Source organism: Aquisalimonas sp. 2447 (assembly GCF_012044895.1).
Lineage (GTDB): Bacteria > Pseudomonadota > Gammaproteobacteria > Nitrococcales > Aquisalimonadaceae > Aquisalimonas.
Genome location: NZ_CP050695.1, coordinates 1442157 through 1456570, shown reverse-complemented (window position 1 = coordinate 1456570; position 14414 = coordinate 1442157). Strand labels below are relative to the sequence as shown.

General features: G+C 64.3%; 12 protein-coding genes. 4 read left to right on the top strand and 8 right to left on the bottom strand.

What is annotated here, in order from left to right:
* Window positions 1-116 precede the first annotated feature (116 nt).
* Together KU884_RS06870 and KU884_RS06865 are read right to left on the bottom strand one after the other, a co-directional pair.
* Window positions 117-2084, bottom strand: coding sequence for a cytochrome c biogenesis protein ResB (locus KU884_RS06870; RefSeq protein ID WP_167781965.1), 1968 nt, complete (start codon window positions 2082-2084; stop codon window positions 117-119).
* A 182-nt stretch (window positions 2085-2266) separates the two neighbouring features.
* Complete coding sequence (locus KU884_RS06865; protein WP_167781964.1) at window positions 2267-3274, bottom strand: cytochrome-c peroxidase; 1008 nt, start codon at window positions 3272-3274, stop codon at window positions 2267-2269.
* Window positions 3275-3513: 239 nt separating this feature from the next.
* Between KU884_RS06865 and msrP the strand changes: the two genes are divergently transcribed.
* Complete coding sequence (msrP, locus tag KU884_RS06860) at window positions 3514-4461, top strand: protein-methionine-sulfoxide reductase catalytic subunit MsrP (RefSeq protein WP_167781963.1); 948 nt, start codon at window positions 3514-3516, stop codon at window positions 4459-4461.
* A gap of 23 nt (window positions 4462-4484) precedes the next feature.
* Window positions 4485-5123 carry a ferric reductase-like transmembrane domain-containing protein gene (locus KU884_RS06855; protein WP_167781962.1) on the top strand — a complete coding sequence of 213 codons (639 nt, stop codon included), beginning with the start codon at window positions 4485-4487 and terminating at the stop codon, window positions 5121-5123.
* 33 nt (window positions 5124-5156) lie between these two features.
* Here the strand turns inward: KU884_RS06855 and KU884_RS06850 are convergent, their stop codons facing one another.
* Window positions 5157-5630: an Rrf2 family transcriptional regulator gene (locus tag KU884_RS06850; protein WP_167781961.1), complete on the bottom strand. Its 474-nt coding sequence runs from the start codon at window positions 5628-5630 to the stop codon at window positions 5157-5159.
* Window positions 5631-5786: 156 nt separating this feature from the next.
* The gene (locus KU884_RS06845; protein ID WP_167781960.1) at window positions 5787-6803 is read right to left on the bottom strand and encodes a histone deacetylase family protein; all 1017 of its coding nucleotides are present in this window, start codon (window positions 6801-6803) and stop codon (window positions 5787-5789) included.
* A gap of 275 nt (window positions 6804-7078) precedes the next feature.
* On the opposite strand from KU884_RS06845, the gene KU884_RS06840 reads away from it, so the two are divergent.
* Complete coding sequence (locus tag KU884_RS06840) at window positions 7079-8242, top strand: TAXI family TRAP transporter solute-binding subunit (protein WP_167781959.1); 1164 nt, start codon at window positions 7079-7081, stop codon at window positions 8240-8242.
* A 99-nt stretch (window positions 8243-8341) separates the two neighbouring features.
* The gene (locus tag KU884_RS06835; protein ID WP_167781958.1) at window positions 8342-10330 is read left to right on the top strand and encodes a TRAP transporter permease; all 1989 of its coding nucleotides are present in this window, start codon (window positions 8342-8344) and stop codon (window positions 10328-10330) included.
* Between the two features lie 175 nt (window positions 10331-10505).
* Here the strand turns inward: KU884_RS06835 and KU884_RS06830 are convergent, their stop codons facing one another.
* The 4 genes from KU884_RS06830 to KU884_RS06815 form a co-directional block, all read right to left on the bottom strand.
* Window positions 10506-11351 (bottom strand): alpha/beta fold hydrolase, encoded by an 846-nt coding sequence (locus KU884_RS06830; RefSeq protein ID WP_167781957.1) that lies wholly within the window; start codon window positions 11349-11351, stop codon window positions 10506-10508.
* 65 nt (window positions 11352-11416) lie between these two features.
* Entirely contained in the window at window positions 11417-13018 is a 1602-nt protein-coding gene (locus KU884_RS06825) for an alpha/beta fold hydrolase (protein ID WP_167781956.1), read from the bottom strand.
* 14 nt (window positions 13019-13032) lie between these two features.
* A complete protein-coding gene (locus KU884_RS06820; RefSeq protein WP_167781955.1) occupies window positions 13033-13893 on the bottom strand; it encodes an alpha/beta fold hydrolase in 861 nt (286 codons plus the stop codon).
* A gap of 88 nt (window positions 13894-13981) precedes the next feature.
* Entirely contained in the window at window positions 13982-14404 is a 423-nt protein-coding gene (locus KU884_RS06815) for a PaaI family thioesterase (RefSeq protein ID WP_167781954.1), read from the bottom strand.
* Between the last annotated feature and the right edge of the window lie 10 nt (window positions 14405-14414).

Here is a 14414-nt window from a genome sequence, read left to right as displayed (position 1 = left end):
GCAAGTTTTTTTCGTTATTTCAACGTTTTCCGGAAACGCCCCCGGGTTGTCCCGTTGCGCCGAACGACAGCCCGGAGACAACGCCGGGGACAACCCAGGCGACCGTTGTCGGACGATCAGTGGTGACCGGAGGAGTCGGTGGAGCGCTGCTCCAGGGAGCGGGCAAGGGACGCGAACTCCTGCTCGAAGGCGCGGGATCGACGCTGATCCAGCCCGGCAACAAGCCATTGCGTACCACCCTGCGGGGCACGGGCCAGCCGCACCCACACCCGTCGGTGACGGACATAGAACATCAGCACCAGACCGATAACCAGCAGCAGCGAACCAGCATAGACAACGCCCTCTCCGGGCGCGCGGGTGATCTGCAGCCCCGTGGCCTGGCGGTGATCGAACCGGCGCAGCTCCGGGAAAACCGGAGCGCCATAGGCGGGAAGCACCATGAGCACCTCCATGGCGTCGCTGAAGAACGCCTCGTCCCAGTCATCCAGCTCCGCCGGGCTGGTCAACTCCTGGCCTTCCGCCCGCAGGGTGTGCGCGTAGGCCTCCGCCAGGGTGGCGTGGAAAGCGTCACGCATGAACCCCCGGATCACTTCTTCGGCGTCGCCCCCCATGCCCGTCCGGGCCAGGAGTTGCTCGATGCGCTGCTCCACCGCCGGCAGGCCGCCCTGCAGCAGGTCGCGGGCCATTTGCTGCCCGGCTCCAGCCAGCCAGGGCGCCAGCGATGTCTCGCTGAACCGTGTATTTCGGAAGAAACTGTCCACGGCACGCCCCGAGGCGGCCTTGAGGACCTGGTCGTCGCGCAGTGTATCCAGCAGGGCCATGAAGCGGTCGAGTCCCCGCTGGCGGTCTGCCGGAATGTGCAGATACCGGTAATCCTGCTCCGGGGCGCTGCGCATGCCGGTGAGAAAATACCAGCGGCCGTCCACCTGAGCGGGTTCCATGAAAGACCGGTACTGCCGCGCTTCTCCAGTGTGACTGCGCAGCCTGTAGGTGTAGGTGGGGCCGTAATCGGCGCTTTCACCTTCGCTCTGCGCATCCGGACCCTGGTTGTAACGGGAGAAGTCCTCCATCTCCAGAGTATAACTGCGCTCACCGAGGTTGACCGGAAGCTGGCCGTGGACGCGGGCTTCTCCGTCGACCGGCTCGCGGGCAGTGGACTGCAGCGGCCACAGCCGCAGGTCCATGCGTGTGCCGCCATCGCTGTAGCTTGACTGGTAGATGGCGTGACCGCGGTGATGCAGGGGGTCATTCACCGCCACCGTGCGATGCAGCGGTTCATCCAGATCAGGATCATGGATGATGAGATCGCTCTCGTAGGCGCGCGGCTCGCCGTTGTCCCAGTATTCGATGCGGAAGTCCGCCACTTCAATGGCAAAGGGCAGTTCCTGCGCCAGGTAGCCGTCGCGGACATCCAGATAGACAGCGCGACCCGCCTCCCCCTCCGGAAGGCTGATGTTGCCGCGAAAGGCGGTACTTCGCGGCGGCAGGCGACTGTCCTGGTGGAGCTCGCCCAGGGGGACGTCATCGCGCGTCTCGATGCGCAACTGTCCCGTCCATTCCTGCCATTTCAGGCCCATGTTGGCGTCCATGAGCCCGCCAACGCAGATCACCACGATGGCGAGGTGGCTGAATACATACCCCAGGCGGTTGGCGCGGCCACGCATGCCGGCAAGCACCACGCGCTCACCCTCGTCACTGGCACGGATCCGAAACCGATGCTTCGCCAGCACCTGGTGAGCAACCGCCCGTGCATCGTGCAGGGAGTCGTCGGTGGTCCATTCGCGATGGTTCCTGTGCGCCCGCAGTCCGACATCCCGCTGCCGTTCACGGAAACGCGTGGACTCCTTCCAGACCGTGGGCGAGTGACGGTAGATGCAGGCCGACGTGGACATCACCAGAAATAGCAGCATGGCAATGAACCACGGCGCCGAGTAGACATCGTAGAGCCCCAGGGACCGGTACACCTCGAACCAGAACGGACCGAACTTCTGCTGATAGGTGGCCCAGGCCTGATCCTGCTGCAACACCGAACCGATCACCGAGGCAATGGCCACCGCCACCAGCAAGGTAATGGCAAGGTTCATGGAGCCCAGGAACGCCAGGAGTTGGGAGAGCGTGCCGGAGGACCTTCTTCGGTCGCGTGGCGTGGATCGGTCCTGCGAGGAGGCGACTGCCATCAATCACTTGCGGGGTTGGCGGGTACGTGGTGAGGCATCCAGCCCGTCCCGGCCGCCCCGCAAGGAGGCGACCGGGACGGTGTCGGAGATCACGGCAGGGCCGGGAAGCTGACGTCGGGCATTTCGCCGGTGAGGGCGTGCATGAACGCGACGATGTCATCCACGGTGTCGTCATCCAGTTCGCTGCCAAGCATCTGCTCGGCCATGAGCTGGGTAGCATCGTGGAGGTTGTCCACCTGGCCGTTGTGGAAGTACGGGTAGGTCACAGCCACGTTACGCAGGCCCGGTGTGCGGAAGCGGAACTTGTCCCGCTCCTCTCCCGTGACGATGAAGCGCCCCTCGTCCGTCGGCCCTTCCGGCAACTCGAAGCGGTGGAAGCCACCATCGGTGAGCGCCGGACCCCGGTGGCAGGCGATGCAGCCATTGTCCACGAACGCGGCCATGCCCCGCTTCTGCTGGTCCGTCATGGCCTGCATGTCACCACGCAGGTAGCGATCGAAGGGTGAGTTCGGCGTGTTCAGGGTCCGCTGGAAGCTGGCGAGGGCGTGCGCGACGTTATCGGCGTTGATGGGATCATCATCATCCGGGAAGGCATTCCCGAAGGTTTCATGATACTCGTCGAAACCGTCCAGACGCTCCAGCGCTTCGTCCAGATCCATGGCCATCTCCACGTCCGCCTCGATGGGACCGAGCGCCTGACCTTCCAGATCCGGCTCGCGGCCGTCCCAGAACTGCGAATCCAGGAAGCCGGAGTTCAGAACCGTCGGCGTGTTGCGGTCACCCACCTGCCCCTCGTGGCCCACGGACTGCGGTATCCGGTCTGCCCAGCCGAGAGCCGGGTTATGGCAGGTGGCGCAGCTGATCACGCCGCTGGAGGAGATTCGCGGTTCGAAGAACAGCATCTTGCCGAGCTCGATCTTCTCCTTGGTCAGCGAGTTGTCCGCCGGGATGGGCGGCAACGCCGGAAGCGGTTCGAACCTGTCCCGGTACTCGCCGTAGCCATCGTCAGCGATGGCCTGCCCAGCCATGCCCAGTGTGGTTGTACCCGCGAGGACCAGCGCGCTGGCCAGGAACCCTGTATGTCTTATCGAGCGCATTGGTGGTGCCCTCCTTTTCTCTTGTTGCCTGATGGCGATCACTTTCGAAACCGGTCTGGATTGAGTCCAAACATACCGCCGGGGACGCGGACTGTAAAAAAGTAATTTCGCTGCTTGTTACGGGCTCTCCTTCCAGAGAAAAAATGCATATTTTTTGATGCTTTAACTGGCCTTTCACTGCTTGGCATCACGACGCATTTCCATGATCATGGACTGGAAACCCCGGACCGGAGCACGTCATGCGAGCATTTCGCTACCCCAAGCCGCCGCCTTCCGAAATCACGCCCCGGCAGCTCTTCGAACGCCGCCGTGAATTTCTGCGTCAGTCAGCCAGTGGCCTGGCGCTGGCGGCGGCACCAGCGCTCTGGAGCACCAGCGCCTGGTCATGGACCGGTCGCCTCGGGGATGCGAAAGCCACCGAGTTCACCACCTACGGCGACAAAACCCCGAAGGAGGCAATCAAGACCTACAACAATTTCTTCGAATTCGGGACCGGCAAGGACGATCCCCACAAGAACGCACACAAGCTCCAGACGGATCCCTGGTCGCTGGAGATCAGCGGCGAAGTGGAAAAATCAGGGACCTTTGGACTGGAAGACGTTCTCAAGCATCAGACCTTCGAAGAACGCATTTATCGACTGCGCTGTGTCGAGGCCTGGTCCATGGTGATCCCCTGGGTCGGTTTTCCGCTGGCCGAGCTGCTCAAGCGCCATGACCCCACCTCGCGGGCCAAGTACGTGGTTTTCGAGACGCTGCATGATCCCGAGCAGATGCCGGCACAACGCCGCGACATTCTGGACTGGCCCTACAAGGAAGGCCTGCGCATGGATGAAGCCATGCACCCGCTGACCATCCTAGCCGTGGGCCTGTACGGCGACGTGCTTCCCAACCAGAACGGCGCTCCCATACGCCTGGTGGTGCCCTGGAAGTACGGCTACAAGAGTATCAAGTCCATCGTTCGCATCCACTTGCAGGAAGAGCGGCCCGTGTCCACCTGGGAGGCAGAACGGCCCAACGAGTACGGTTTCTACGCCACCGTCAATCCGGAGGTCCGCCACCCCCGCTGGCATCAGGCCACGGAGCGCCGCATCGGCGAGGACGGTCGCCGGCGCACGGAGAAATTCAACGGCTACGGTGAGCACGTGGCCCACCTCTACGAAAGCATGGATCTCAGCGAGCATCGCTGACGGCGACACGCACCGGAGCAACCATGGCTGATACCGAAACCGCCACCCGACGGGGCTCGGGCTGGGCTCGCGTCGCCCTGCTGCTGAAACTTCTCGCCGGCATTGCCTGTGCAGCACCGCTGGCATGGCTGCACTGGGCCTGGCAGGCCGGCGAGCTGGGCTTTCATCCGGCGGAAGCCGTAGTGCATTTCCTCGGGCGGTTCGGGTTGGGCCTGCTGTTGCTGACGCTGATCCTGGGCACCCTCGCCCACGTTTTCCGTGCACCGAAGCTACTCACGCTGCACCCGCTCCTGGGTATCGCCTCCTTTGTCTACCTGACGCTGCATGCGGTGTCCTGGGCCGGGCTGGATATGGTCTGGCAGTGGGAGTTCATCGCCATGGAGATGGCCGACCTGCGTTACCTTCAGGTGGGTCTTATCAGCCTGGTGCTGCTGATTCCACTGTCGCTGACTTCCGGGCGGGGCCTGAGCCAGCACTGGGGATCCAGCCTGTGGCACTGGCTGCACCGACTTGGCTACGTGGCAGTCGCAGCCGGCCTGCTGCACTTGTGGATCATTACCCGCGCGGACTACGCCCTGCCGGTGATCTACATGGGCGGGTTCGCGGCGATTGTCGGGCTACGGCTGCTGCCGCCGGTATGGAACGCCTGGCGAAGACGATAGCAGGCAACGCCCCACCGCCGTTCCGCAGCCCCGTCAGTGCCCAGCCACATGCCGGCGGACCCGGGCGGGCAAACCTCGGCCATCCATGCCAACCAGCGCCGCCAGGCGCTCCGGCTGCGTCAGCATGTCCTCCAGGGTGTACCGGTCCAGCGCCTTAAAGAAGGCGTCCATGGCCTCGTCCATGGCATCCTGCAGTGGACAGTCGGAGGACAGTGGACAGCTGTCGTCACGGCAGTCCAGCATGCGCTCCTGTGACTCGGTCACCCGGGCGACAGCCCCCAGGCGTACATCCCGCGGCGCCACCCCGAGACAGACACCACCGAACTTTCCCCGCACCGAGTGCACATAACCACTCTGGACGAGTTTCTGGATCACCTTCATGAGATGATTTCTGGAGATGCCGTAGTCGGTGGCAATGTTGCCAATGGTGGCGAGCTGATCTTTTTCCAGCAACCCGAGATAGATCAGGGCGCGGAAGGCGTAATCGGTATGTCGTGTCAGTCGCATGGGGCAGCACGCTCCGCCGGCCCGGAACCCGGAACCGAACTCCCTGAAGTGTGCCCCCAGACTATCTATTTCGAGTTATGACCCATTGATCCAGATCAACAGGTGGTCGCCGCAGGCGACGCGGGGCCGGGACCGCGCGTTGCCTGCGTCGCCGAATCACCCTTGCACGCCGGAGAAGAACTGCCTGGTGTTCTCGGTGAGACTCTCCAGGTGATAGCCGCCCTCCTGCACCACCAGCAGCGGCACGCCGGCACCGGCCACCGCCTGGCCCAGGCGATGGAATCCCTGGTGGGACACCGCCACCTTGGCCTGCGGGTCCGCTTCGTAGATATCAAAACCCAGGGTGACAATCAGCGCATCCGGCTCGAACACCTTCACTGCGTGCATTGCCGTCTCCAGCCGCTCGAAGAATGCCGACTCCGGTGAGCCATGGGGAATGGGCAGATTGATGTTGTAGCCGTAACCGGCGCCTTCGCCGCGCTCGTCCTCGTGGCCCGTGACCACGGGGTAGAAGTTGGTGGAATCGCCGTGGATGGAGATGTAGAGCACATCATCCCGGTGGTAGAAGATCTCCTGGATGCCCTGCCCGTGGTGCATATCCGGGTCCAGAATGGCAATGCGGGGAAACTCCTGCTGTAACGCCGCTGCGGCAATGGCGGCGTTGTTGAGATAACAGAAGCCGCCAGCGGCATCCCGGCGGGCATGGTGCCCCGGCGGGCGGCAGACAGCGTACGCAGACGGCGCCCCCTGTAGCAGTTCGTCGGCGGCAGAGAGTGCCGTCTGAGCTGACCAGTACGCAGCCTCCCAGGTCTTCTCGCCGATGGGGCAACTGCCGTCGGCCTGGTAGCGGGCGGACTCGGCCAGAATGCCGCGCAGGGGATTCGGCGAGCGCACGAAGACATTGGACATCACCTCGTCGCCCCAGTCATCCGGCCCGGCGGTCCAGCGCCGATGGGCGTCCTCGAGAAAGCGCAGATAGCCCAGGTCATGGATGCGGTTAATGCCGCGCATGCCGTGATCCACCGGGCGCTCCACCGGGACACCGACGGCTTCCAGCCCCTTGAGGATGTACCCAGTGCGCTCGGGGATCTCCAGGGGCGTGCGCATCTGCCCGCGGGAGAGATAGCTGCGCGGAATGTGCCCGTCCTGCATCGGCTCGAAAAACGCTTTCACTTCGCTACCCCTTTGTCGTTGTCAGCTGTTGTCCTGGTTCGGTGCTCATCAGTACCAAGGCACAATCTCGAGCAATCCCAGAGGTCCGGAACCAGGCATCCTCAATACCACACTGGCACACGGTAACGGAACCTGGTGTCGTGGGCCGAACCCTGCACCCAGCGAGCGACTCTCGGACGCGAACGGTCCGTAACGCTGGCATGATTCCGCTGTTCGGAATACAGTTCCGATAAAGCGCATAAGAACGACAACACCGAAACGAGGAGGAGCAAACCATGAAGACAAGCATCAAACCACTTGCCGCGAGCGCACTCGGCCTCACCCTGGCATGGAACGCCACTGCCAGCGCCGATGACATCAACCTGCCCCGCAGCATTGCCATGACCGCCTACGGCACCGGCTCCGCCGGCTACACGCAGATGGCCGCCCTGGGCAATCACCTGCAGAACAACTACGGCTCATCCGTGCGCATTCTCCCCGGCGAGAACGACGTTGCTCGCATGACGCCCCTGAAAACCGGCCGCGTGCCGCTTTGCTCCTGCGGGATCGCCAGCTACTACGGCGCCGAAGGGGTCTTCATGTTTTCGGGGCCCGACTGGGGGCCGCAGGACATTCGCGTCATCGCCACATCCCAGGCCAACTTTGGCCTCGGCCTGGCGGTGGCCGGCGACATCAACGTAGAGACTCCGGCGGACCTGGAAGGCAAGCGCATCGCCTACATTCGGGGTGACGATGCCCTGAATATCGGTACCGAGGCGTTCCTCGCCTTCGGCGGGCTGTCCTGGGATGACGTGGAACGGGTGGAGTTCCCCGGCTACGGCCGCTCCTTCGAGGGCATCATCGGCAACCAGGCGGACGCCGCCTTCACCATGACCGTGGCACCGCCGGCACAGCAGCTCGCCGCCAGTCCGCGTGGCATCACCTGGCCGCACCTGGATCCCGACGACAGCGATGCATGGGGGCGTTTCCAGGAAGTGGCGCCCTACTTCCAGCCGCATCGGGTGACGGTTGCCGCTGGCGGCCACGATGACGACAACCCCTGGATCGGAGCCAGCTACCCCTACCCCATCCTGGTGGCCAACCGCGACGCTGACGAGGACATGGTCCGCAATCTGCTACGGGTGTTGATCGAGGACAATGACCAGTACAAGGATGCAGCCCCGGGCCTGGCCGGCTGGTCCCTGGACAACCAGAACATGCAGTGGGTGATCCCGTTCCACGAGGCAGCCGTGGAGTATTACAAGGATACCGGTCACTGGACCGACGAAATGCAGGAACATCAGGACATGTTGGTGCAGCGTCACCGCACCATCCGCATCGCCTGGGGCGATTACGTGTCCGAGGATCCGCCGCGGGACGAGGACGCATTCAGGGAGGGCTGGATGGAGGCCCGCGCAGCCGCGCTGGAAGACATCGGCATGGACCCGATCTTCCGCTGAGCACGGTCTGAGCCCAATGTGGCACATTGCGGGCACCGGCGGGTGCCCGCAATGGTAAAGCGTTGCACCCTGGAATAGAGAGCACGGGGCGTCCCCGCAATGAGCACTCCGTCAGTGGAAACCCGTCCACCCGATCCAGAGCAGATCTCCGGCATTCGCACACTGCAGGGGTTCTGGGCCTGGGTGCCGCGACTCGCAGCGCTGATCCTCACGCTCACCGCACTGGATTACCTGCTCAACCTCGGCTTTTTCACCGTAATCACACGGGTCGAGCCCCAGTTCTTCTACACCGTGGTCACGCTGATGCTGCCGCTGGTGTACATCCTCTGGCCCATGTGGCCCGGGGCGAGCCGCGCGCGTGTGCCCTGGTACGACGTGGCACTGTTCCTGTTTGCTTTGGGTGTGTGCGGCTATTTCGTCTACAACGCCGAACAGATTCTCGACCGGGGCTGGGAATACGGCGCGCCGGATCACGCCATTTTCATGTCGTTCCTGTTCTGGATCGTGATCCTGGAAGCGACGCGCCGCGCCGGCGGCCTGACCATCGCCCTGATCGCCGCCGCGGCCAGCCTTTACCCGCTGGTCGCCGATGTCATGCCCGGCCCCATCCAGGGATTCCCCGCAAGCGCGTCGGAAACCGCAATCTACCACGCCATGAGCCGCGAGAGCGTCATGGGCATCCCGCTGCAGGCGTTCGCCAACCTGGTGATCGGCTTTCTGCTTTTCGGCGTCGCCCTGCAACACACCGGCGGCGGCAAGTTCTTCATTAACCTGGCCTTCGGCCTGCTGGGGCACGTGCGCGGCGGCCCGGCCAAGGTCGCCATCTTCTCCAGCGGCCTCATGGGCTCCATGAGCGGCAGCGTCATCACCAACGTGATGACCACCGGGGTCCTGTCGATCCCGGCCATGCGCCGGGTCGGGTTCAGTCGCTCCTACGCCGGCGGTGTCGAGGCGTGCGCCTCCACCGGCGGCGTGTTGATGCCGCCGGTCATGGGCGCCACCGCATTCATCATGGCCACCTTCCTGAACGTGCCCTACGGCCACATTGCGCTGGCGGCGGTGGTGCCCTCGGTACTGTACTTCCTGGGGCTGTTCATCCAGATCGACGCCTACGCCGCCCGTAACAACCTCAGGGGCCTGCCGCGCTCGGAATTGCCGTCGCTGAAACGCACCCTCAAGGAGGGCTGGTACTTCATTTTCGTGTTCGTGCTGCTGATCTGGATGCTGTTTTTCCTCCGGCGTGAGGCCATCGCTCCCTTCTACGCCACAGCATTGCTGATTTTCATCAATCAGGTGCTCCCCTACCAGCGCTGGGGCTGGCAGGAGGTGCTCAACTTCTTCTCCTCGGCGGCCAAGCTGTTCGCCGAGCTCATCGCCATTCTCGCCGGCATCGGCCTGCTGATCGGCGCGCTGTCCATGACCGGGCTGTCCGGCACCATCGCCAACGACCTGATCTACATTGCGGGCGGCAACATCCTGGTGCTGTTGCTCATGGGCGCGCTGACCAGTTTCATCATGGGCATCGGCATGACGGTCACGGCGGCCTACATCTTCCTGGCGGTGGCGCTGGCGCCGGCGCTGATCCAGGGCGGCGGCATGAACCCCATGGCGGTGCACCTTTTCATCCTCTACTGGGGCATGCTGAGCTTCATTACGCCACCGGTGGCGCTGGGCGCCTTCGCCGCAGCCACCATCGCCGGCTCCAACGCCATGCAGACCGGCCTGCAGGCCATGCGGCTCGGCAGCGTGATCTACTTCATCCCGTTCCTGTTCGTGCTCAACCCGGCGCTGATCCTCCAGGGCTCACTCCAGGAAATTGCGCTGGTACTCACCCAGGCGCTGTTCGGCGTGCTGGTCATCGCCAGCGCCATGCAGGGCTACCTGTTGTTCGTGGGTGATCTCGGGCGCTATGCGATCCTGCAGTGGCCCATCCGAGGGATGCTCGTGATCGGCGGCATGCTCATCGCCGTGCCTGGCGGCGGGCCAGTGCCACTCACCAACCTGGAACTGTCGCTGATCAGCGCCGCGCTGCTCATCCCGGCGGTGAGCCTGGCGTGGTGGAGCAACCGCCGCGCGGCCTATGCGTAGGGTGGATCTTGATGCACCGTCGGGGGCTTCCGTTAGCCGACAGGACCGGTCACGCCCGCCGTCGGGTGCATCTTGATGCACCTTTCTGGCTGATCGAAGCACCTTAAATGGTGCATCAAGATGCACCCTACGGGCTAGGATTCGTTGGTTTTTCCGTGCCCGCTCGACGGTGCGGTCAGGGCGCTCCCTGACTTCCGGCGTCGACGGCGGACGTACCGCCGGTCACCTGCTCCGCCAGCCAGCGCTCCAGCACCTGCGCGCACGCCTCCCAGCCCGGCTCGATCATGAACATGTGGCCGTGCTCCGGCAGCTCCTGGTAGGCCGCGCCGTGATACTCGGCGATCTCCTTCACCATGGCAGGGATGGTGGTGCGGTCTTCCGTTCCCACCATGCAGAGCATGGGGAAGCGCACCTGACTCAGGTCGGCGTCGACGGTGCCGCGAAGCACCTCCACCGCCACCGTCGCGGACTCCGGCTGCAGCTTCTGCCACAGCTCCCGGCGTTGCTCCTTCTCGAAACAGTTGAACAGGGACGACGCCGCCACCCGGTAGCCGGGTTTGATGGACTTCTTGCGCAGCATGGCCGGGATGGACTTGATGCCGTGCAACGCGAACCAGAGATTCATGGGCGGGTTCTGGAACTTGACGCCGGCCACCGGCGCCGACGAGGCGAACACCGCCGCCTTCAGAGGCATGTCCTGGGCGATCACCTGGGCGATGGCGCCGCCCATGGAGTGACCGACCAGGATCACCTCCCCCAGGGCATCCACCACGCCGCGCACGTCCTCCACGTAATCCCGCAGGGAGAGCTTGCCGAGATCCGGCAGCGGCGGATTCGGACCATGCCCACGGAGGTTCACCGCATAACTCCGGAAACCCCGTTCGGCGAAGTAGCTCATGAACCCGTGCCAGTACCACGAACCGCCGCTGGAGCCGTGGACGAACAGAATCGCCGGCCCGGAATCACCGGCGCGCTCGACGACCAGACCGTTGATGGTTTCCTGTTCCATGGTCGTGCTCATTCAGCCCCCCGGGGCATTCCGTGGCAGAACAGCCGGCACCCGCAGTAGGCACCGGCACATGGGCTTCACCGCTGGTTGCCGTACCACAACCAGTCGCCGTCTTCCCGGATAATTCTGGCGCCATCGGGAAGCGCCTGGCTGCCGAAGTTCGTACGCACCACGCCCTCGATGACAGCTTCGTCACCATCGCGCTCGAACCCGGTGAGATGGACCTCGTACCGGCTCAGGGCCGGTACCACCTGGGACAGCATCTGGCGCTGGTCGGAACGGTCACGTCCCTGATCCAGATAATCCGGATGGTAGAGGGCCATGATGGCATCCATGTCACCGCTAAGCACGGCGTCCCGGTCACGCTCGAGAAACGCCTCCACGTCGTCCGGGAGCTGAACCGCCGGTTCCCGATAGTTGGCCGGGTCTTCGGTGCCGCTGATCCGGTTACCGTAGACGAAGCGGATCACGTCGTCGTTGAAGGCCTCGGGCATGTCCACGTGAATGAAGTGGGCGGCCTCGTCATAGAACTTCACCACCGGTTCCGGACCCTGCTCGGACAGACGCTCATGGGCCGGGCGCACGACGTCCCAGCGCATATCCTCATTGCCGCTGGCAGCAGTCGTGGGTATCAGCGGATCCTGCTCGCCCAGTGCGAGGAAGACCGGCATGTCGAGTTCACTGAGCCGCTTCACCAGACTGTCATCGGCTTCCCGATTGACCTCGATGCCCATGGTGTAGATGTCCCGCACGAAGGCGATGATCCAGGCCTCGTACTCGTCCTCGGGGCCGTCGATCATGCCCACCCGGGTTTCGGTAAGAAACCGGGCATCATCGCTGTCCTGCAGAAAGAACCCGACATCCGCACGGCGCGTCTCACCGGTCTCCGGATCACGCTCCTGGAAGTAGTAGAAATCACGGATCTGCTGCTCGGTCTGCGCCCGCTCCTGCTCCAGCCGGCCGAGAGGTTCCCAGACGGATTGCCACTGCTGGAAGTCGCGCTTGTACGCCGGGTCCATCCACGGCAGTTCACCACCGGGCAGACTGAGGTTGCGGGGATACTCCTCCAGCCCGGCGGGGGCCTTCAGGATCAGCTTGTCCACGTCGCCCGGCCATTCCAGAGCGTAGCCCGCCGCCCACTGACCGCCCATGGAATGGCCCATGAACACGGCAGAATCCACGCCAAGGTGCTCCGTGAGCAGCTCACGACCGGCTTCGCGGGTGTCCTGCAGGGTCCGCGTATACGTCTCCGGGTCCAGATTGCCGTGGATGGACTTGCCGTAATGTGGCAGGTCGAAGGCGATGACCCGCATGCCGGCTTCCAGGGCGTCACGCATCAGCAACGAGAAGCCGCCGGCACTGGCCCCCTTGCCGTGGACCAGCACCAGCACCGGCGCGTTGCCCGGCTCGTCACCCCGGTACTCGTCCATGTAGGCGAACTCGTATTCCATTCCCCGGTCGTCCGCCACGGTGGCGTACTCCACCGGGAAGGGATACACCACCCGCTCCTTCCAGAAGCTCTCGGTCGCCTCCCCGGGCTCAACCCGGGGTGTCTCCATGTCGGTGACCTCGAAGCTGCGCTCGGGACCCGGCGCGGTCTGGCAGGCGACCAGCAGGCCCGACGCGGCAAGAATGGCGGCGAGCGCGGGATAACGGGATTTTCGGTTCAGTTCGCGCATGATCCTCTCCTCGATCAGTTTGTTATCAGGAACTCTTCCACGACCCGGGCACAGCGGTCCGGTGCTTCCACATTCAGGGAGTGGCCGATGCCCTCGACCACCTCCAGCTCGCACCGTGGCATACGCTCAGCCATTTCTTCCACGTCGGCGCGGGGAATCCAGGCGTCCTCGCTGCCCCACAGGATACGGCGCGGGTGGGCGAGGTCCGGCTGGCGCCGCCGCAACCCGCCATCACGCCAGGTCCGGTTCAGGTGATAGGGGGTGCCCACCCAGATGCCGTCACTGAGCAACCGTGTGCGGGCCAGCAGGTGTTCGAACAGAGCGCGCTGCTCGGAGGTCGCGGAGTCGGCGAAGGTGGGGGCATGACCGGGCGCGGGGCTTCCAGCGGTGAACAGGGTCGGCACCGCCGAAGCGAGCCCTGCCCGGGCGACATCGGGGGTGTCGCGCATGATCCGGAAACCCTGCAGCTGCGCTTCCGTGAACGCCAGCCCCATGGGGCCAACCGGCGAGATGCTCAGGATGCGGCCAAAGCGCTCCGGGGCCTGCAACAACATGTGGGTCGCGATCAGATCGCCCGTGGAGTGGGTCAACAGGTGGCAATGATCGATGCCCAGGCCATTCAGCAGGCCAAGCATGTCGTCGGCGTGGACGGCCATGGAGTAGTTGGCGAAATCCTGGTCCGGAAGCGGCTTGTCGGACTCGCCGCAACCCCGCCAGTCGGGTGCAATCAGGTCCAGCGCATCGCCGAGACGCCGGGCGACCAGGTCGATCCAGTCGCCGCAACCGAGGTTGCCGTGCAGGAACACCACGGGCGTACCGCCGCGGACCTCACCGCGATAATGCAACCGGACGGATGGCATTTCGACAAAAGGCATAGCGGCATCGCACGTCCTAGACTGCAGAGCAGCATGCCCGAAGATGACGGATCTGTCACCCGAATACTGAACGAGCGGCCAATCCGTCTTAGTCGTCGCCGGAGTCGGCCGGGCGGGAACGCAGGCGGAACGTGCCCTCGCCCAGGGCGATCAGCTCGCCCTGTTCGTCATAGACTTCGCCGGTGGCGGTGTAAATGCGCCGCCCGCCGGCCCGCCGGCGGCCGACGGCGCGAATGATGCCGCCGTTCACCTGACCGGTGAAGCTCACCGTCAGCGACAGGGTGATACAGCCGCGTTTCTCGTTGGGATCGTCGGTGTAGCAGCCGGCAAAGCCACATACGGCATCGATCAGGGTGGAGAGGACGCCGCCGTGCAGGACGCCACCGCGGTTCAGGTGCCTGGGCTGGACGTCCAGTTGCAGTTCCGCGAAATCCTGCTCCCAGCGCGTCAGCCGGTGCCCGACCAGGCCATGGAAACCTTCCGCCGTTTCGTGCCCGTGATCATCTGTCACAGTCGCTTCT